General features: G+C 31.7%; 18 protein-coding genes and 1 pseudogene. 15 read left to right on the top strand and 4 right to left on the bottom strand.

Annotated features, from left to right (window positions below):
* Positions 1-54 precede the first annotated feature (54 nt).
* The 6 genes from CELAL_RS16110 to CELAL_RS16080 all read left to right on the top strand — a co-directional run bounded on the left by CELAL_RS16110 (position 55) and on the right by CELAL_RS16080 (position 6,660).
* Positions 55-1,908: a histidine kinase gene (locus tag CELAL_RS16110; protein ID WP_013551955.1), complete on the top strand. Its 1,854-nt coding sequence runs from the start codon at positions 55-57 to the stop codon at positions 1,906-1,908.
* The gene (locus CELAL_RS16105) at positions 1,905-2,642 is read left to right on the top strand and encodes a LytR/AlgR family response regulator transcription factor (RefSeq protein WP_013551954.1); all 738 of its coding nucleotides are present in this window, start codon (positions 1,905-1,907) and stop codon (positions 2,640-2,642) included. Before CELAL_RS16110 ends, CELAL_RS16105 begins: the two co-directional genes overlap by 4 nt.
* A 107-nt stretch (positions 2,643-2,749) precedes the next feature.
* Complete coding sequence (locus CELAL_RS16100; RefSeq protein ID WP_013551953.1) at positions 2,750-3,160, top strand: hypothetical protein; 411 nt, start codon at positions 2,750-2,752, stop codon at positions 3,158-3,160.
* Positions 3,161-3,287: 127 nt separating this feature from the next.
* Positions 3,288-3,944, top strand: a complete 657-nt coding sequence (locus CELAL_RS16095) for a hypothetical protein (RefSeq protein ID WP_013551952.1) — start codon at positions 3,288-3,290, stop codon at positions 3,942-3,944.
* A gap of 43 nt (positions 3,945-3,987) precedes the next feature.
* A complete protein-coding gene (locus tag CELAL_RS22465; RefSeq protein WP_013551951.1) occupies positions 3,988-5,163 on the top strand; it encodes a DUF6882 domain-containing protein in 1,176 nt (391 codons plus the stop codon).
* Between the two features lie 6 nt (positions 5,164-5,169).
* A complete protein-coding gene (locus tag CELAL_RS16080; protein ID WP_013551950.1) occupies positions 5,170-6,660 on the top strand; it encodes a M48 family metallopeptidase in 1,491 nt (496 codons plus the stop codon).
* 225 nt (positions 6,661-6,885) lie between these two features.
* Here CELAL_RS16080 and CELAL_RS16075 read toward each other — a convergent pair whose 3' ends face one another.
* A complete protein-coding gene (locus CELAL_RS16075; protein ID WP_013551949.1) occupies positions 6,886-8,673 on the bottom strand; it encodes a ribonucleoside-diphosphate reductase subunit alpha in 1,788 nt (595 codons plus the stop codon).
* Positions 8,674-9,948 (bottom strand): ribonucleotide-diphosphate reductase subunit beta, encoded by a 1,275-nt coding sequence (locus CELAL_RS16070; RefSeq protein WP_013551948.1) that lies wholly within the window; start codon positions 9,946-9,948, stop codon positions 8,674-8,676. It abuts the gene before it with no gap.
* 470 nt (positions 9,949-10,418) lie between these two features.
* Between CELAL_RS16070 and CELAL_RS16065 the strand changes: the two genes are divergently transcribed.
* The 6 genes from CELAL_RS16065 (at position 10,419) to CELAL_RS16040 (ending at position 15,618) form a co-directional block, all read left to right on the top strand.
* On the top strand, positions 10,419-11,012 hold the full coding sequence (locus CELAL_RS16065) for a DUF6134 family protein (protein WP_013551947.1): 594 nt from the start codon (positions 10,419-10,421) through the stop codon (positions 11,010-11,012).
* Between the two features lie 509 nt (positions 11,013-11,521).
* Positions 11,522-12,049: a sigma-70 family RNA polymerase sigma factor gene (locus CELAL_RS16060; RefSeq protein WP_013551946.1), complete on the top strand. Its 528-nt coding sequence runs from the start codon at positions 11,522-11,524 to the stop codon at positions 12,047-12,049.
* Between the two features lie 162 nt (positions 12,050-12,211).
* Complete coding sequence (locus CELAL_RS16055) at positions 12,212-13,687, top strand: serine hydrolase (RefSeq protein ID WP_148229695.1); 1,476 nt, start codon at positions 12,212-12,214, stop codon at positions 13,685-13,687.
* 87 nt (positions 13,688-13,774) lie between these two features.
* Positions 13,775-14,164, top strand: coding sequence for a hypothetical protein (locus tag CELAL_RS16050; RefSeq protein ID WP_013551944.1), 390 nt, complete (start codon positions 13,775-13,777; stop codon positions 14,162-14,164).
* A gap of 186 nt (positions 14,165-14,350) precedes the next feature.
* A complete protein-coding gene (locus CELAL_RS21600) occupies positions 14,351-14,680 on the top strand; it encodes a hypothetical protein (protein WP_052304011.1) in 330 nt (109 codons plus the stop codon).
* Between the two features lie 101 nt (positions 14,681-14,781).
* Positions 14,782-15,618 (top strand): hypothetical protein, encoded by an 837-nt coding sequence (locus tag CELAL_RS16040; protein ID WP_013551942.1) that lies wholly within the window; start codon positions 14,782-14,784, stop codon positions 15,616-15,618.
* A 10-nt stretch (positions 15,619-15,628) separates the two neighbouring features.
* On the opposite strand, the gene CELAL_RS16035 is transcribed toward CELAL_RS16040, so the two are convergent.
* Positions 15,629-15,847, bottom strand: coding sequence for a hypothetical protein (locus CELAL_RS16035; RefSeq protein ID WP_013551941.1), 219 nt, complete (start codon positions 15,845-15,847; stop codon positions 15,629-15,631).
* A gap of 359 nt (positions 15,848-16,206) precedes the next feature.
* Between CELAL_RS16035 and CELAL_RS16030 the strand changes: the two genes are divergently transcribed.
* Positions 16,207-17,538, top strand: coding sequence for a hypothetical protein (locus CELAL_RS16030; protein WP_041557773.1), 1,332 nt, complete (start codon positions 16,207-16,209; stop codon positions 17,536-17,538).
* Positions 17,539-18,397: 859 nt separating this feature from the next.
* Positions 18,398-18,874, top strand: a complete 477-nt coding sequence (locus CELAL_RS16025) for a hypothetical protein (RefSeq protein ID WP_041557772.1) — start codon at positions 18,398-18,400, stop codon at positions 18,872-18,874.
* Positions 18,875-19,012: 138 nt separating this feature from the next.
* On the opposite strand, the pseudogene CELAL_RS16020 reads toward CELAL_RS16025, so the two are convergent.
* Positions 19,013-19,967 (bottom strand): annotated as a pseudogene (locus CELAL_RS16020) (IS110 family RNA-guided transposase).
* Between the two features lie 404 nt (positions 19,968-20,371).
* On the opposite strand from CELAL_RS16020, the gene CELAL_RS16015 reads away from it, so the two are divergent.
* Complete coding sequence (locus CELAL_RS16015; protein WP_013551938.1) at positions 20,372-21,538, top strand: hypothetical protein; 1,167 nt, start codon at positions 20,372-20,374, stop codon at positions 21,536-21,538.
* The last annotated feature ends 94 nt before the right edge of the window (positions 21,539-21,632 follow it).

The following is a 21,632-nucleotide window of genomic DNA, read 5'->3' as shown; positions in this document are numbered from 1 at the left end:
AACATTGATGTTTTCTTATTTTAGCTTATTGATAATATATCCAGTTTTCTTTTTATGATTTTAAAAATCAAAGGCCTATGGCAATTAAGTTTTGCCATTTCTTTTTTAATGTTATTTTTTGCCTGTTCTAAGCAAGATACAATACACCCAAGCATAGAAAAAAAGTTGTTAGCTATAGAGCAGATAAGCCAAACACAACCAACACAATCCATTATCACCTTAGATAGTTTATTACAAAACAGTAATAATTTAAACACTTTGGAGCGGGCAATGGTATTGTTTAATAAAGGCGAAGTCTTATATCTAAATGATAAATATCAAGAAGCATTTAATACGCATTTAAAATGCAATAAACTATTTATTGAATTAAAGGATAACTACAATGAAAGTAGAAGTTTAATTACCCTAAGCGGAGCGTCTTTGCACATGGGAGATATAGAAACATCTCAAGTTTATGCGCTAAAAGCTTTGAAATTAGGGCTATTGATAAAAGATGAGCGCATAGAAGGAAAAGCCTATAATCAATTATTCAAATTGCATTTTAAGCTAAAAGACTATGACAAGGCTTTATCCTATATAAAAGCAATAGACAGTTTATATTCTAAAGGAACAGATACTTTCTCAATTATCTCAATAAAAGGAAATAAGGCCAGCGTTTATTTAAAATTAAAAGAATACAACAAAGCTTTAGCTAGTTTCTCTGAAGCAATGGCTTTAAGTCAGTCTAAAAAAGACCCAAAAACACTAGTCAGCATTCTCAATAATATAGGGTATACTTATATAGAAGCAGGTATATACCCAAATGCAGAAAAATTTTTAAGAGGGGCTATTACTTTAAATAAAAATATAAAATCGATTAATGCAGCGCCTTATAAAGGTTTAGGGAATCTCTTTTTATTAAAAATTGAAAACGACTCTGCAGAAGTTAACTATAAGAAAGCCTTAGCCATTTATACGTCTAATAATGATATAAAAGAAGAAATAGAAGTAAGAGATAAGTTGCTTTCTATTTCTATTATGAACGGAGATTATACAAAAGCTTTAAACCACCAAAAGATTAGAGACAGCTTACAGCTTAGTATAAATAGTTTGGAAAAAAATAGACTTTTAAATTTTGCTAATGTCAATTATGAAATTAAACAAAAGGAATCTGAAATCAGCCATCAGAAAGAAATAAACAGCAGAAACCAGTGGCTCTTAGTAAATACTGTTTTGTTATTTATACTTTTATTTATAGCTACCGCGTTCTATATCTATAACACCAAATTACGCGCCACCAATAAAGCTTCACAATTAGAACAACGTTTATTGCGTGTACAAATGAATCCTCATTTTATTTTTAACACATTGGCCGCTATTCAAAATATAACATTAGAGGGCAATGCTATAAAATCATCAAATTATATTGCTAAATTTTCTAAATTAATTCGCCAAAATTTTGACTATGTACGAAAAGAAGCAATTTCACTTGACAAAGAGATTGCCATGATTTCTAATTATATAGAAACACAACAATTACGGTTTAATTATTCTTTTAGCTATAACATAGAAATTGAAGACACTATAGATACCTCTAAAATAAAAGTGCCTCCAATGTTGGTACAACCTTTTATTGAAAATGGCATAGAATACGGGTTAAAAGAGAAAAAAGAAGGCGGAGTACTGCTACTTAAAGTAGCAAAAGAAGAAAACGGATTGTCATTTATAATCTCGGACAATGGTTTAGGAAGATCTACAAAAGCAAAGAAAGAAAAAATAACAGAAGAGTTACATGCAACAACTATCTTTTTAGAGCGTTTGAAAATGAGAAAAAAGGGCGAAGAAAAAACTTTTATTATCGAAGATTTATTTGATGAGAGTAATAAGCCCATAGGTACAAAAGTATTTTTTAAATTAAAACTTGAATGATCAAAGCAGTTATAATAGAAGATGAATTTAATGCCTTAAATACATTAGACAAACTTATTAAATACACTCAAAAAGATATTGAGGTGATTGCAAAAATAGATAATGTTGCAGACGCCATACTATTTTTAAAAGAACAAACGCCAGATCTGGTCTTTTTAGATATTGAACTTATTGGCGGGAATGCTTTTCAAATTTTAGAAGCCTTAGATAGTATTGCCTTTAAAATAATTTTCACAACAGCCTATGATGAATTTGCGATAAAAGCTATAAAATTTGATACTATAGACTACTTGCTAAAACCTATAGATTCCGAAGAATTAACACAATGTATCAATCGGTTTAGAGTTGCTTTTAAAAAAGAACAGGTTTATAAAAATGCGATAGATAAGGTTTCTGAAATTAATGAAAAGGAAATCCAGAAAACACTATTAATTAAAACTGCAGATGCGCAATATTTCCTTCAAATAAAAGATATTGTACGCTGCCAGTCAGACGGAGCCTATACTATTTTTCATACCGCAGATAAAAAAATAATGAGTGCCCGAAATTTAAAATATTATGAAAATATTTTAAGTGAACACACTTTTGTACGCGTACACCAATCGCATTTAGTAAACATAAAATATATAAAAACGATTACTACTAATAATATCGTTTGTTTAACAAATGATGAAAAAATACCAGTTGCTACACGTAAAAAATCGTATTTAAAACAGCTTTTAGACTCGCTTTAATTGCACATACAAAACAAAAAACAGCAAATTTAAAACGGTTTTATAAGCTCCCCTATTCACGCTTAGTTTTGAGGTATCTAAAGAAATATACCTTAAAGTTAAGTATCATGGGATTAAAAGAAAATAGATTTACTAAAACATTTCAAGAAGAACAGTTTCCTCAATTAAAAGCTCAAATAATTGAAGCTGCAGGTTTTAATGTCTCTTTTAATATCGAGTGGAACACTTTATTCGAAGACCGGTTTTTACATCTTTACAACGACACTTACCCTAAAATATATTTTATCCCACTTATTGAAGCATTTAAATCTATTACTGCAGACAAGATGGGTAAAGAAGCTGTAGTAGAAAGCTTAAAAGAAATATACATAACCAACACAAAAGACCACTACAACCCTAAGAATGCCTATACATTCTCTGATGGGGTTTTAACGGTAGATCACAGCCCAATTTTTAATGCTGATGATATAGAAGACCGCACAAATGTTCTTACCCAATTATTAGAAAACAATTTATAAACTAATGTGTAGCACTTAGTTTAAGTGGTACTTATAATTGAACTGCACACATCTATTTTTAACCTCATAAAACGATTAGCTATAGATTATCTAGTTCTAACATAGCTGTTATAATACCATTTATAGTATGGAAAAAACAAATTACTACAAAGCATTTGTAGCCCAAACACAAGAAGAGATTTTACAGGCTGTTTTTGAAAAAGATGAAAATATTATAATCGCAATTTCATTACATAACGGGGCTTACCTAGAAGGCATACTTCTAGATATAACAGAAGATGACAACGCTCAAAAATCGATTTGCTTACTTTCAAACGATGAACAAGTATCCTTTTTTAGTTTACATAGTGTAACTCTTATTACGATAAAACAACCTAAAAAAATGCTTGTAGAATTATCTAAAGGTACTATTAGCAGACCCCTATCTTCCGAAAATAAAGAACTTACGGTATTGCAGTTAAAACGGTGGCTAAATACGGAAAAAAGTTTATTGGGCAACCAAATAAAGGAAATCAACCTAGACGCAACCACACTTGATACCTTAAACAACAGATTAAACATTCAAGATATTTTTGCCGCTTTAAAAAATGCCATTGATCAACTAACAAAAGATACTTTAGGGCAAGAGGCTTGGAAAAATATTGAGACCATTAATTTACAACAAGCAGAAACATTACAGCTTAGTATTCATGCAGAAACCCTATCCATAGCACTAGCTATAGATAAAGCTTTACCTAAAAACTTATCTAACATTTTAGAAGAAAAGCTACTTCAACAATTATAAAAATAAACAAAAATCATTTTAGTAAATTCTAAATTATAAAATTATGGGCTTAAAAGAAAGAAGAATAATTCAAGCATTTCAAAATGATTTATTTCCAGCCTTAGAAACAGAGATTAATACTGTTGCAGGCTACACAATTCCCTTAAGTATTTCTTGGAATACGCTAATAGAAGATCGTTTTTCTCATTTGTATAATGATACCTATCCAAAAATATATTTTCTACCATTAATAGACGCTTTTAAATCCATTTGTGTAGATAATATGGGTATCGAACTTTTAAAATCTGGATTAAAAAACGTAGTTATCATAAATGAAAACAATGAACATAATCTAGAACGTGCGATTACATTTGAAGACGGGGTTTTAAAAATTGATCATAGTCCAATTATAAATGCAGATAAAGTAGCAGATAGAACTGCACGTATCATTTCTCTATTAGAAGAAAAATTAGAGGATGTTGCTGAAAAAACAACGGAAGCAAGAACACAAACCCCCACTGCTAGTTCTGAATCAGCGAATAAACCAAAAGAAGAGCAACAGGTTCCTAAAGTAGAACTACAAGAGTTATACAATCAATCGTTTGTAATTTCCAATGAAAAGCAAGAAATTTTTAGCGAAATGGTAGCAGACTTAGGCTGGAGTTGTGATATGCTTGAAGGTAAGTTAACCTTCGGAGAAGATAAGGTTTTTGACATACAGATTCTTGGAACTTATGCTGAGAATGAAAAAAGTTGGTTATGGGCTTGGGCTAATAACCAAAGTGGTATTCCTGAAAAGTTTTTACAAACTGCTTTAGGAATAAAAGCTATAGGAGAAGCGTATCAAATAGAAGAATTAATAACTCCAAAGAAAGAATTAGATGCTGATCCAGGAGCTTACTTTTCTACCATTGCTTCTGCCATGTTAAAAGAGAGTTGCTATGTACCTTTGTCCTTTAAAGGGCTAACCGTCTATGTTACGGTCTCTTCAAAAGAAGCCGATAGTAAGGCTAAAACAGCACCAGCTCTAATTTGTGCTCATTTTTCTAAGGTTGCTGCAAACTACAAATTCCCTCATAAATACAGTTTATATTTTTATCTAAAAGCTAAAGGGTATGACGTAGAGTTTACCGGTAACAATATCATCGCTAAAAAAGACGCTGATCAAATTCTAGGAATCTTTGATTTAAAAGGGAGATTAATGAAAATTTCTAATTCAAAAATAACAGTTCAAGCTTAAAAAATTATGTCATATATATCACAAACACTTTCCGATTTAGAAAAAGAACATAACGCTGCCATACATACAGCTCAAGAAAAAATGTTAACAGAATTAAATGATGCTCAAGCATCAGGTAATTTTGAAAAAATACAAGAAGCAAGTCTTGTATTTCAAAACATAACCACAGAATTAGCAGAAGAATATATCAAACGTATAGAAGAAATTAATGCTATGAACCATAAAGTCGTAGCAGACCAGGAGCCTCAAATTTATACGACCAATAGAGCAGATATAAATTTAAACCTTTTAGTTTATGATGGGGATAGAGATTACGTTATTGAGTTTCAAAAAGATGATTTAATACAAGACACCTTAAAAAAGGTAACCGAAAACAACGGCAAATTTAAATCTAGAAAGCATTTATTAAAGTCTAGTTTAAGACTAACAAAAACATTAGCTCCAACGCTTCATGAAATTGGAGCGCATTGTAAAAAAACATTGAAGCTTAAAGCAGATATTGAATTTTTTGTATACCAAAGTGATATCTTTAATGCTTCTTGCTACCCTCCAGACGATAATAAATTATATATTATTTTGTCTTCTGGCATTATAGAGCGTTTCTCTAAAGAAGAATTAACTTTTGTGGTTGGTCATGAAATAGGACACGTTCTGTTTGAGCATTTTGATTATCCTGTACGACAAATTTTGGAGCAAGGAGAAAATGATCTAGCACCTATCCATGCCATGAAATTATACGCTTGGAACAGAAATGCTGAAATAAGTGCTGATAGAGCTGGTTTACTTTGTTGTCAAAATTTTGAAGCTGTTGGCCGTACCTTTTTTAAATTATCATCAGGAGTAACTACGGATTCTTTAGATTTTAAATTGAATGATTACATTGAACAATTTGTTGATTTAGAAAAAGTTTTAAACGATACAGATCATGATCCTTCTGACTGGTATAGCAGCCACCCTTTTAGTCCTTTAAGAATTAAGGCCTTAGAGCTTTTTAATAAAAGTGAAACCTATGCTAAATTTAATGAAACCATTACAGGTGAAATTACTGAGGAAGCGATGGAGGTCGAAATTAAACGTATTATGTCTTTAATGGAACCTGAAAATTTAGAAAGTAATAGTGAACATTCAGAAAAATTACAGCGTTTAATGTTCTTAGGTGGTTATTTAATTTCTAATGCAGATGGTATTGTAGACGACTCTGAAATACAAGCCCTAAGTAGTATTGTTTCTCCTAAAATTTTTGCTAATTGCATGATGACTATTAAAGGACTTACAGAACAAGAAATGATTAGCGAGGTACAACAGCTTGCAAAAGATTTGGATATTGTTTTATCTGTAATGCAAAAATTGAATATTCTAAGAGACTTATCTATTATATCATATGCAGATGGACATATAGATGATAGTGAAGTTAATGTCTTATATAATTTAGCGCGACTTTTATATATTAATACCGATTTTATAGATCGTGTTATTAGTGATGCACAAGGCGTCTAGCTATTTATGTAAACTAGATTAAAATACTAAAGCTAGTACAGTTATGTTACTAGCTTTAGTGTTTTAATACCTTTACGCTACTACAAATAGATTTCTAGTCTGCAATTAAAAAAATTACAGCCGTTTAAATTCTAAGGCATAAAAAAACTGCTTTATAAAATACAAGGAGTTATACCCCTACCCTATTTTATAAAACAGTTTTTATTTTAAGATTAAAAATAGTACTTATGCCTCACAGCTTGCACAATCTTTTTTCTGCTTAAATTTCTGTGCAGCATTCATACTATGCTGATAGTAAAGAGATTTTAAACCAAGTTTCCAAGCGGTTACATGAATTTTATTGATTTCTTTTACAGGCATATCAGGATGAACGATGATATTAACAGATTGTCCTTGATCTATATGATTTTGTCTATTTGCTGCTTGATAAATAATATCTAACTGGTCTATTTCAGAATATGTTTTAAAAACTTCCTTTTCTAAATCAGATAAAAAATCTAAATGCTGAACAGAACCATCGCGTTCACGAATGCTATGCCATACTTCCGTTATATTCTGCCCTTTCTCTTCTAACAAATCAACTAAAAATGGATTTTTAATTGTTGTTTTTATTTTTGCGATATCTTTCACATAAATATTAGACCAGATAGGTTCTATACCTTGCGAAACTTGCCCCAAAATAAACGCTGATGACGTGGTAGGTGCCACAGCATTCAATGTAGCATTACGTCTTCCATATCCTTTAAGAACAGCTGGCTCACCAAATTTACTTGCCAACTCTTCAGAGGCCTTGTAAGATTTAGATTTTATAGTTCTAAAAATCTCATTATTCAAGTCGTATGCTTTTTGACTATTAAAAGGAAGCATTTCTGATTGTAACAAAGAATGCCATCCTAATACGCCAAGACCTAAAGCCCTGTTATCTTTTGCGAAATTATAAGCGCGCTCCATAAATAAGAAAGTTTGTCTATCTTCTCGTCTATCTGAATCGCGATACACTTCTAATTTATCAAGAAACTCTGTAATCACAGCGTCTAAGAAATAGACCATGGTTTCTACAGCATCTGTATCTTTCCATTTGTCATAATGCATAACATTAATTGATGATAACACACAAACAAAAGACCAATTATCATTAGATGGTAACATTATTTCCGTACAAAGATTACTTGCATAGATGGTATGGTTATTATCTTTATAAACATCTGCAGCTCCGTTATTTGCATTGTCTTTAAAGAAAATATATGGATACCCCATTTCCCCTCTACGTTGTAATACTTTTGCCCAAATAGCACGTTTGTCTGAATCTCCATCTATCATTTCCTGCATCCATTCATTGGTTACAGTTACTCCATGCGTTAATTCTTGAATAGGATTCCCTTCTGTACCAATCTCTAAAAACTCAGAAATATCTGGATGCTCTACAGGAAGGTATGGTGAAAATCTTCCGCGACGAACAGAACCTTGACTTACCACATCAACCATAGATTCAAAAAGCTGCATAATATGTACTGCTCCTGAAGCCTGACCGTTATTTTTAACTTCTGCACCACGATGTCTAATTTTTCCAAAATAGCCAGAAGTACCTCCACCCATTTTAGACATCATACCAACTTCAGATTGAGTATATAAAATATTCCCCATATCATCATCTATATGCGATCCAAAACAGCTAATAGGCAAACCTCTTTCTTTTCCAAAATTAGACCAAACAGGCGATGCTAGTGAATAGTACCCATCAGACATGTAGCCATAGAATTTATCAGAAAAACCTGGCATATCTAATAACTTCTCTGCTCTATCTGCAATTTCACGAATACGTTGCTCTGGAGTTTCGTTATCTGTTAAATAGCCCGAATTTAAAAAATTACGGCTATGCTCTGTCAACCAATCAAATCCAGGTTCAGAATTTTCTTTATGATTTTTTAAAGCTTCTTTTCTTGCTTTTAAAAGTTGTTCGCTTTCTGTTGTCGCAGACGTTTTATTGTCTTTAGTCGTGTTCATTTCGTTCATCTAAAAAAGGTCGTCACTAGTTATACTTTGTGTTCTTTTGCTATAATTAATAGAGCGCTTTACGAAAAAATCGCCGTGTTTGGTACCAATAATTTCATCATCAAACCACTCCGTCTCTGCTATTAATTCTTCGTTTACTTCAAATATTTTTTCAATACCGATACTTTCTAACGAATTGTTAAATCGGTTTTTTATAAATTCATTCACCACATCCTTAGGTAAGAAATCAAGCTCTCCCTTTTCAAAAATCCAGTCCACAACACTACTTTCTGCTATAAAAGCATCTTTACACATTTGTTGTATGGTCTTATGGTAATCTGCATCAAACCAATCTGGGTTTTCTTTTTTGATAATTTTAATGATATCAATACCAAAATCACCGTGTATTTGCTCTTCTTTAGAGGTTGCTTCTACTACATTTGAAACCCCCTTCAACATATTCTTATGCTTATTAAAAGCCATAATAATTAAGAATTGAGAAAATAAAGAAACATGCTCTATAAAGAGAGAAAATAAAAGAATAGACTCTGCATAATCTTTATTATCCTCACTCTTAGCATTTTTTAATGCAGTCTCTAAATACTGCACTCTTTTCATGATCGCTGGTTTTTTCTTCAAATTCTTGAATTCATTATTCAAGCCTAGAATTTCAAGAAGGTGCGAATACGCATCTGCATGACGTACTTCACTTTCTGCAAAAGTAGCCCCTACAGATCCTATTTCTGGTTTTGGCATTTTATGATAAATGTCTCCCCAAAAACCCTTAACAGCTACTTCAATTTGAGAAATAGCCAACATTGTGTTTTTAATCGCGCTTTGCTCTGTATCTGTAAGGCGTGTTTTAAAATCTTGAATATCACTCGTGAAATTAAATTCAGAATGAATCCAATAGGAATGACGAATCGCAGGAACATACTCATAAAGCTCTGGATATTCGTAAGGCTTTAAATTTATACGCTTCTCAAAAATATTTGATTTTCTCTTTTGCGACTGCTCATTACGGTATAAAATGTATGCTTTGGCAACATCGAAAAAACCGCCTTCCATCAGTTTGGTTTCTACAAAATCTTGTACTTCTTCAACCGTTGGCGTGTAATTAACAACCGTTTCTTCACGTTCTAAAAGTGCCTCATGAACATTTTTTGAAATCAAATCTGCATCAGCCTTATCACCATGATTTACAGTAGTCATAGCTTTTAGTATGGCATTTGAGATCTTATTTAACTGAAAGGGTTTTGTGGTAAAATCCCTCTTGATGAGATGCGTTATTTTCATTTGATATCTACGTATTAAAATTTTTGCTATAAGAGAATACAAAGGTCTACAAGATATTGTAGTTTTTCACTATACCTTCATTTTGTTTTTCCACATTTTATAAACAATTCCTTAATAAGATTTTAAAGAGACTTATAATCAACGTGTTGAAACTACTATTTACAGATATACTTTAAGTACAATTATTTTACTAATTAGGGTCGCAAAAACCCCCAATCCTTATGGTTTATTTACAACATGCTGAACATGAGCAATAAACTATTTTACTTTTAAATTAAGACGTAATTCTCTCCCTCTCTTTAATTGAATAAAATTAGATTTTATACTTTAATGATTTTAATCAGTATGGCATAAACCTATTCTTTTTACCTTTAAACATGTCTGAATACAAAAAATTCTAGAACGCTAAGCGATATCTAAATTTAAGGGCAATGCCTCTCTAGGGCTCTATATTATTTAATAACGAATTTATGGTTTGGTGTCTGATACTTTTCAATTTTATAACGCTTCAAGGAGACTTAGAATCCCCTCCAGATAAAACCTTATGGTTTGATATTATTTATAAAGAAAAAACTATTGGGAGTTTAATAGCAACAAAAAGCACTAAGGATGCTAAAATAAACTACCATACTTCTAGTACTATTAAATTTAGAATTATTAAAGAGATTGCCGTAAACTATAAGTACGATGTGAGTTTTAATGCTAAGGTTTTAAAAAAAGCGGCTGTAAATATTAGTATTAATGAAAAGTCACATGCCAAAACACTTACCCATTGGCATGGAAATGAGTATCAAATTACAAAAAATGACAAACCTGAAGTAGCTATTAAAAACACCATTACTTACGCTACAGTCTTATTGTATTTTGTAGAACCCTTAGACATAACCGATTGTTATTCTGAACAAGACGGTAGTTTTAATACTATTATTTCCCTTGGCAATCATGGTTATAAGAAAATAAATGCTAATGGTAAAGAAAACGAATATTATTATAAGAATGGTGTCTTAGAAAAAGCGGTGATTGATGGCGGACTCATCGCTTTTGAAATGGTACGGCGGGAATAGGTTTTCGCTAAAGCCAAGTAAGACTTCCCTCCTATTGGTTAATGGTTGATGGTTGATGGTTGATGGTTGATGGTTGATGGTTGATGGTTGATGGTTGATGGTTGATGGTTGATGGTAATTTCAAAAAATGGAAACTGAAAGACAACTTTATATCAAAAAACAAAGTGTCAAGTTCAAGAAAACGCAATGTCAGTTCGAGTGGTTTTTGTGTAGGGCAGCGAAACAAAAATAGTATCGAGAACCGATGACAAGTAAAAAAGTACAACAGCATTAATAAAATTTAAAATAAAATGTATCTTTTTTAAGGTTGATCAGTCTACTTAATGAACCTTAAAAATTTTACGACTATGAATACGTGTAAATGCACCAATTGCGAATGTGCCAAATGTAATTGCAAAAATTGCATGGAAAGTAATTGTCCATGTGCGCTATGTGAATGTACAAAATGTACCTGTTGCTAATTTTATCAAAAGCTAGTTTTTTAACTAGCTTTTATTTATTTTTCAAGTATGGAAACTCAAAAAATATGGAACAAATTCAATGATGAGCTCTATTTTTTTATTTTAAAAAAAACTAAAAATAGAGAGCATACCAATGATATTTTTCAAAATACCTTCCTAAAAATTCATGAAAATGTATCTAAACTAAAGGAAGAAGAAAAAGCTAGAGCTTGGATTTTTCAAATTGCTAGGAACGAAATAGCTAATTACTATACTAAAGAAGCTATTTATGTAGCGCAATTAACCCCAAATATCAATGAGTCATCAGAAGAATACCAACCCATCTGTTGCTTTGATAACTTCATAAACGACCTACCTGAGATTTACAAACAGGTCATAGCGTTGATCTATATAAAAGGTCAAAAGCAAAAAGACATTGCTACACAATTAGATATAAGTCTTGAAAACGTAAAAGCAAGAGTTAAAAGAGCTAAAGATATTTTAAAGAACAAATTAAACACCTGTTGTAAATATGAATTTGATAAAAAAGGAAAGTTAACTGGAGCGTCTAATTGCGCTGTTTGTAAAGCATCTTAAAATAGGCTTCCAAACAGGATGCTCAAGTAGAAAACAACTAATTCTACTTTAAGCTTATAAACTCTGAGTAGTCTATACGCCTAACTGTTACCTATAATATTAGCCATATCTTAGCCATTAAATGTAACAAAGTAAAATTCTCGTTGTCTTTAACTAAAAAATATGACTAAGATTGCTAGCATAATTTGCCTCCTAATGTTGTTCGGATGCCAGTCAAAGCAGAAAAGTAGTAACGAGCCTTTTGAGCAGTTATCTAAATCAGTAGATCAATATGCTACGAATATACTAAGCCGTGGCAATATTAATTCCATGTCTGTTGCCATTTACAAGAACGGAAGTAGCTATCATAACTATTACGGAACGGTTGATTCTGTATCAAAAAAACCTCTAACAAACCAATCACTATTTGAAATAGCCTCCATTTCAAAAGTATTTACAGGCTCTTTGATGGCAAAAGCCATTCTAGATAAAAAACTAACCTTAGATAACGATATTAGAGAATTCTTACCCAGAACCTATCCTAATTTAGAATTTGAAGGTACTCCTGTTACTATTAAAAACATAGTTACCCATACTTTAGGATTTGAAACCCCTAAAAAATTGAAAAATGTATATTCCAAAATATTTTCGGGGGAATACGCAAAGAACCCTATTGTCTATACCCTAGAGGACTTATTTGATGAGCTGGAAACAACAACACTAAGCCATGCACCAGGGACATTTTATGCCTATAATAATGTAGGTCCAGAAATTGCTGCTTATATTTTAGAACAGGTGTATAAGAAACCCTATCCTGAATTATTGAGTGATTTTTTTAAAGAGATAGGTATGGAGAACTCCTATCTACAAGACTATGAGCAGCACAAAGACCATCTTATTCAAGGGTATACTGAATCTGGTGAACTCGCTATGATAGGCAAGAATCCATTGCTTGGAGGGGCATCAGGCATTATCACTACACTACCAGATTTAATGAAATTCCTGCAGTATCAATTAGAAGCTAAGCAGCCCTTTATAAAGGAAGCTACCCGCACATTATTTGAAAATAAGGAAGAGAAACTTGGCTATTTTTGGGATGTGGGGTATGCCGAAGAAGAAGGATTTTATTATTTAAAAACAGGGACCTCCAATGGCGTACAAAGTATTCTATTAGTTTGTCCAGATGCTAATTACGGGCAAATATTATTAATGAATAATACTTCTGAAAAAGCAGTAAACGATTGGATAAGTCTGTATAATAAAATAGAATACGACTTGATTAAATTTCCAAAAATAAATTTATGGTCACAAGTAGAACCCTTGTTCCTCAAAAATTCAAAAGAAGCATCAAAACAATATTTAGCACTTAAAAAAGATACGGTACACTATTTTGCAACTGCTAACTATCTTAATAGGGTGGGCTATGATTTTCTGTCCCAAGAGCAAACCGCATTGGCTATAGACGTTTTTAAACTTGCGATTTCAACAGATCCTGAAAATGCCAATTTATATGATAGTTTAGGAGAAGCATATTACAAGGCTAAACAATATAAAAAGGCAAAAGAGAGTTATGAAAATGTCCTAAAATTAGATCCCAATAACACCAATGCTAAAAAAAATAGTAATGAAATAAATCTAATATTAGAACATCGTAATTAAAACAAGCTATTGCCTATCAGAAAGAATAGTGAACAATTGTACCCTAGCAACTGGCAGCATACAATCGCTTAATTAAAAAACAAAAATATGTCTGACTACTTACTAAAATTTTGGCCCAAAGAAGATACAATTGCTGACAAAACAATTGAAATAGAAAAAGAATTAACGGAAGCTAAAATTACCGGAGCAAAGATTGACTTCTGGGGGAAACCTGCTTTTAAAGCTGGAAACATCATCAACGAATTTCTAGCACCAAAACTAGAGCGAGCGAATCCTTATTTTGACACTATTGCCATTACCATTGAAGCGAAAAATTACGGTGTTATTGAAGGTGCTGAAGATTTTGAATATATAGACCGAAGAAATGTAATATCTATTAAAGGAGGCGAAGGCGCTTTTAACACGTGGCATTTAATGTGTGAAAAACTGAACGCTATAACGGGAGATGAATATCAAGGAGGTTGGGAGTTATTATAACTTAAAATCTTTGCTAATAAAAGCTATAGTTTTTCCATGTTTTGTTACTAAAAAATAATTCTAGTTAGGATAATTGTACACCTAAAGCTTTACGTTTATCTCCTGCCCTACCCATTTTATACGTAATCTTGTGCAACTGCACTTCATACTCCTTAAGCGATTAACAATATGCCTAAAAAAATATCGATGAAACCCTTCTTTTTCGGACTTGAAAAAAAAATCATAAGTAAAGAAGAGTTTTATTTTGATCATGAAAATTTCTATGCTATGCATCAAGAGCTTCAAAAAAAAACGTATAAACTCAGTGCTATTACTGAGCTTAAAAAAACGTCTATCCAAATAACCAATAGACGTATTTGGCAAATTACCATTAAAGAATCTAATAATGCCGATGTGGTATTTAAGTTTGCTCATAATTATACACTATGGAATAAAAATTTTGCGCTATTCCATGAAAAAATAAAAAAAATTAATCCCGAAGCCATAAAATCAAAGTGGAGCTTATGGTCTATGTAAAAATAGAGCACACTATAAGGGTAATACTTCATAGGTGTTTTAGACCTTTAAATAGTATACGTCAAATATTTTGAATTCGCTTTACTGCTAAAAAAAGAAAAATGAAATACATATTTATCATTTTGTTATTCCTGTTCATTTCTTGTAATGGACAAAAAAACAATACCGATACTATTAAAAATTCTGAGGAAAAGCAAAGCCCTACTACAATTGACGGACAAAATCGACTTGAAAAAGAACTACACTATATTAAACAAAGAAATTCTAATGTAGACTACTTTAAAAATAAAGAGATCAATGATAAAATAGGCCATCAAATGAATGATTCTATTTTAGCTTTAGAAAAACTACTTAAGAATATCTTAAGTACTACCAGAATACCCAATCTTACTAAAAATGGACAAATAAATCTTCAGACATTTTATCCTGAAATGGGATTTGGAATGTTAGATGGTTTATGGGTAGAGAAAGAAGAAACAATGCTTCTTTGTATTTCAGATTACATTTTCTACGATTTTTTTCCAGAATATAAATTTGAGAACCTATCCCCTTCTCAACTAGAAAATATATTTAGTGCTGCATTTGCCGCAGGGCATGTAATTACATCTATTCATTCCTATAAAATAGATACGCTAGAAAATAATCAAGCCTACGGAATGATTAGTATAGACGGTCAAGATATTGGACCTTTCAAACCTAATACATTATATGCTCTTACAACAATTGAAAACAATATTTATCTAATAAGCAAATCTATAAATCAAGAATTAAAGGGTTTAGAAAAATGTACGGCTATCTGGAATAATGTAGATAGCGCATCGGAAGATGAAGCTTGGAAAAACTATTGCAAATGCTACCATAAAGAATTTGAACAGCATGAACAAGCGCAACAATTAAAAAGAGAAATAGACAAAATGTTAGCACTGATTGTTAAATAAACGAGCAAAATTATCTTTCCAATTCATCTATATCAGTTTTATTCAACTTCTCGGTATCAAGAACTGCAGCTTTAACACTTTCTGTATCCCCTAGCGGTACGCAATATGAACCTCCTTCAAAATTATTTTGTTCAAAAAATCCTTCATCACATTTTCCTTGTTTAAAATCAGCATCACAACTTAAAAATGTAGTTGCGCAGAAGGTGCATATTATAATTCTCCTTACCATAACTAATTCTTATTCATGTTTTAAAATAATAAAAAAAATACTGGCCATAATCTACTTGGTTTTAATTTTATACTAATTTTTTCAATTCTGTAATTTTCTTTAATGTTTTTTAAACCGTACTAAAATAAGCCGTTCCGTAATTTTATAAGTTCATACTACTAATGCATGGTAAGATAAACGCTCATATAATGACTTCCAAAATTCAAATTGAAAAGCTATAGAACCTATAACAGTTCGTCGCGATATGATAAAAATTAAATCTTAACACTTTGAAATTATATTTAAGATATATTGAACATATGTTCATTATATCTTAAATTGGCGGTATAATGAACATATGTTCATTATATAATTGTTACATGCAAGCAGCAAAAAATGTGAAAAAAGAAATCGAACATATAGTTTATAATTTCTTTGTTGAATCAAATGATTTCAATGGAATATCTCTTAGAAGCATATCAGAAAAATTAGATATAGATTATAAAGAATCTATAAATATAATAAAAGAATTAGTCGGAGAAGAAATTATCTCAATACAATCAAGTACTAACCCACATATAATTGGTTTCCAGCATTATGAAAAGGACGTACAATATAAAATACTTGATGACGCAAAAAATATTACTGTAGAAATTAAAGATTTTATTGGTATTCAACTTGCTCATGAGAATACAGAATACCCAATTTGTATTTATCCATCCACGTCTTTACTTAAGGAAAAGAGAGATTTAGCAAACTATGGGAACAAATTCTTTAGCAAACAATTAGCACTTGCAGAACCACATTTAAAAGCGAAATATTTTGATGTTGAAGTATTAGATCGCTACTATAATGACCCACGTTTTGACTTTCAGTTCCAAAACTATTCAGGTAGAATAACTTGCAAATACGATGAAAATGACGAGCCAATAGTAAGAGAAGAAGATAATATATTTCTTAAAACATTCGGATTAGGACAAGACGAAAATGGAGACAAAGTAGCAGTTGTATACTTAAGGTATTTACATGGATTGACAGAAGATCATCAAATATATTGGAAGAGTAAGGAATCGAAATTTGGTTGCAAAATGGTGAAGCCATATTATGAAAACACGATAAAAGGAAACTGGTCTAATTCCTATTCTTTTTTTAGCGCATTCATAGGAGAGCAAAGAACTCTTAATGAACTTTCGAATGTGATTTTTGGCAAAAAGCTATTTAAGAAAGACTTCGATTCCGACAATAGACCAAGAGAATTTACATATTTCTTCGTTCCAACATCTAAAAACTACCATGCATTCGTTCTCCTGTTAGATAAAATGGTGTCAGAGAATTTTAATAAAAAATTCTTCAAAGACTTAATAGAATTAGTAGAGATAAGAGAACTAGAAAATGGTGAAACAGAAAAAATAAATAAAGGAACAATAAGACTTTTTGAAGAATGGTTGCTGTCTCATTACAACATCGAACAACAAGAATATATAAAACAGATTTTTGACTCATTTAAACAAGTAAGAAGAGAAAGACAAAGCCCAGCGCATAAAATTCAAGAAAACACATACGATAAGAAATTCAATGAAAAACAAATTGAATTAATGAAAAAAGTATATTACTCAATGAGAGCCTTTAGACAAATGTTTCAGCAACATCCCAAAGCAAGTAACTTTAAATCACCTAAATGGATAGATGAAGCAGAAATATTTGAAATATAAAGCCAGCATGTAATCGAGTGGATGGCTCCGCCATTAAATGACGGAGTGCACCCCTCACACCACCCAGCGTACGGGTCTCGTACTGGGCGGTTCGCAATCCATCTTTCCAATCGCTCTTTACACCAATTGAAACTATTTCGTACTTTATGAAAAGGCTACAGATTTTCTAGGGAATCGATCACCCAATATCGAAAATCAATGCTCCCTTTCTTATTTCTGAAAGGACTGCGTTCAGTCCTTCCCCACTTGTGAGACCTATGCAGTTTACTGCAACTCGTTTCCGATGAGTACTATGACTTCGGCTGACTTCTCTACTATACCAACTCGTGGTTATAGAGACCTCCCCAGGTAATGACATCTTCCCTGCCTGCCGGCAGGCAGGTTTCACTCAATCTCTGCCGTATCTACATATATGCACTTTTGGTAATCTTTGGGCGTTACAATGATGTGGTTGCTTACCCGTGCATTTATGCCTCGTATACGGTTTCTGTTCGTCAGTACCGAGCTTTGTAGTCCTGCTTCCTTCAGTCCTAACCTTACGGTTAGCAACCTTGCAGCTTACTAATGGTTCAAGGCGTTACCCAAGCCCATAAGGGACTTGCACCCTCTAGATTAATTATTTACCTTTCAGTAAACAAAAGATGCCCATGCTGGGCACACACACGATATATAGCAAATAGGGCTAATTAGTGTTTAACCGAAAGGTCATTGTCTATTTGCAAAGTCGCCAAATCTTTTGATTTGGTATTAAAACAGAAAAATTAAAACAAAATAAAAAGATTTGGCTTGTGGCTTAACCGAAAATAATCGCTTGTTTTCTGCCCTACTTGCCATATATTTAACGTTGGCAAACATTAGAATGAAATATATACTGAATATAATTTTAGGAACTTTAATACTAATTACTTCGTGTAAAAATAGTCCGAATCAAGTAGAGAAAGAAAAATTGAATAACGAATTAAGTGAATCCGAAATATATTTTGCTTCTAAAAGAATAAACGAAAGTTTTAGTGAAAGGGATTCTACAATGATTGAATATATTACTAAATTTCTAATACAAGATAGTATTAAAGTTACTACCAAATATTCGATAGAGGACAATTTAGAAATACAATATCTAAAAGGAAATGAAAAATTAGATTTTTTTTATAATCCAGAAACTTATAACGAGGGAAAAACAAGACGGAAATCTAACTATTATAACGTAAATGAAACTTGTTATGAGTTCAATAATGAGGGAATATCTCATAATTCAATTTACATTACGAAATTATGTTACAAGAGAAATGAAGAAGGAATATCACTTGTGGAAATATATTTATTAGACGGAGATTAGACTAAAAAATAACATTTGCCAACAAAGAACTGAGGTAAAAAACAAACAAATTCTTCCTTAATCTGAGACACTATTATTCTAGGCTCATAGATTCAATAAACAGATTCTTGAGCTTTTTTTATTCAATTTATCTGCTATTTATCTAGGCAAGACAGAAACGTAAGTTTCGTCGTAAGGTCTGCCCGATTTTGCGATAGCAAAACATTGTTTAATTAACTTATTTGCAACTGCTATAAGTGCGAGTTTTTTACTCTTTCCCTTGTTCACGATTCGCTCATATACCTCTCTGCATGCTTTGTTATGCTTACAAGCATTGAAGGAACATAAAAACAATAGATTCCGTAGTTTCCTATTACCAACCTTACTTATACGTGCCCTGCCTCTAACGCTGCTACCAGACTCTCGTATCGTTGGTGTAATACCTACATAACTGCATAGCTGTGAAGCAGTTTCAAACTTTGAAAAACCATCCGTAACTACTATTAAGAATAGAGCTGTCTTTTGTCCTATTCCTGGAACAGAAGTAAGTAACGTAAGTTGCTCTTGTTGATCTTCTTTGACTAGTGATAAAAGCTGTAATTCAATACCTTTGATTTCCTTATCAAGATGTTTTTTATTGCGTCTCAATGAGCGATATACTAACTTTGATGGAATACCCAAAACTTCTTCTCCGTGCATCTTATTCTTTGTCGCTGTGCGGTGTTTTATATAAATATCCATTAATCTAAACAGTTGTAAACATTCACTTTGAACCTCTGTTAACGCGTTATAAATTGGCACTTCATTAATAAGCGCATAATCAAAAATAGATTTTGAATCACTTTTATCTGTTTTTACTTTAGCTAGTTTCATTTGTATAAAACGCTTGATAGATAAAGGATTTATTACAGAGACTACCACTCCGTTTTTGTATAAAAACTGTGCAAGTCTATAATGATAATATCCCGTGGCTTCCATAGCTACTAAGCAATCATTGGATAACTCTTTTAGAAACTTCTTAAATCCTGACTCGTCATTTTGTATTGATTGTGACCCGTTTCACTGCCATGTACATAAAATACATCCCTGCCTGCCGGCAGGCAGGTTTACTGATGTCAACTCCAAAAGTTTCTTTATATTAATTCATAAGAAATGTTTTATGAAAGAACCAGCTACTTCTGCTCACAACAACTTGAAAACGAGATCTCATAGTCTCACACCTGTCTGCCGACAGGCAGGGAACTGAACGTGATTTTAGTAGTAAAAGAGAGCCAATTATCAATGTTGTCGAAGTCTGAAGCTTCACCGTATAAAGTAACCTTAATTCTCTCTTTTGTTCTTTCTAATTATATCAACAATTTAATAAAAATCAAACTTAAGCCGTATATAATTAATGGCTAGTTTTAGCTTGCTTACGAAAATCATAGCTGATTTTCTATTCGGTTTTTATTTGCTGAATTAGTTGCTTGAAACACGCAACAAACCATATACATAAACGTTGTAGCCAATTGAAAAAATATGAAAAAAATACTATTGTTTATCGTTTTAACGAACTCTTTCGCTTTTTCTCAGAAAGAGTACAAAAAGACACTAAAAGATTTTAACCTTAGTGAAGGAGTTTCAAAAATTGTGGAAGAGGATTTTAATTTAATCTTATTTTCTAGTCCAGATGGTAAACCGGTTGAACAGCATAAACTTGATGAAAGAAGAGTACAATTATTTAATTCTGATGGCGTATTACTCGCTGACAGTATCATAAAAGGTAAAAAATATTATCAAAAAAAATATACTTTGTATTCTTATAATGAAGACTACCTTTTAAAAAAAATTGTGCAATTAAAATATAATGCAACTCTAGTAGAAACAACAAATTCTTATAATACTAACAAACAACTCGTTAAACAAATTGAGGACGAATGGGAATATACTTTAGCATATCATGATGGAAAACTTATTAATAAGTCAACTATAAAATATGACTTTCGTGGTCAATCGGAAAAAATTCATAATGCAGATTATAAATATAATCAAGTTGATAGTATTTCAAGTATAGTATATCAAAATTTTGCTTTTCCCAGAAAAGAATATTCGCGATTCAAATATGATAAACAACTTAAAAATACTACCACATTAATCTATAGGGATAATAAAATAAATGACAGTATAGTTAAAACATCTATGTACCATAATAATGGTAAACTCCATGAGTTCAATGAAAAAAGTTACAACAGTGCTGGTGAATTGTCCAAAGAAATTAACCGAAAATTCAATGATTATGGTTTAGAAATATTTTGGGAACTTAAGTACGAAACTACATCTGACAAAAATATAAGTGAATACGACGAAAACCAAAATTTAATTATCAAGGAAGGAGTCTATAACGGTAAACCAGCACAAAAAAATATCTATACCTACAAATATGACAACAATGGCAATTGGCTAATTAAATGTGAAAAAATACGAGATTTTAAATATTTGAAACAAACAAAGCCTGAGCCTATTAAAGTAACTAAAAGACTAATACATTACAATGACAGCAGTATTTCTAAAAAAATAACCAAGGAAGAAGCATTATGTTTTTGTGAACCAAATTATAAGAAACGTCTAGAAAAATTTACTGAAAAAGAAAACTCAAACACGCAACCTTTATTAATTAAGGAAGTAGATATGGAAGAACATAAGTAACTGGCTACAACTACGGCTATAAAACATAGCTATTACAGGCTTTCCGAGAGGTTCGTGTCTATTTTCAAAGTCCGCAAAATCTTTGGGATTTTGC

Origin of the sequence: Cellulophaga algicola DSM 14237, from assembly GCF_000186265.1 — a bacterium.
Lineage (GTDB): Bacteria > Bacteroidota > Bacteroidia > Flavobacteriales > Flavobacteriaceae > Cellulophaga > Cellulophaga algicola.
Note: the sequence above shows the minus strand (reverse complement) of the source record. Positions and strands in the feature narration are given on the sequence as shown.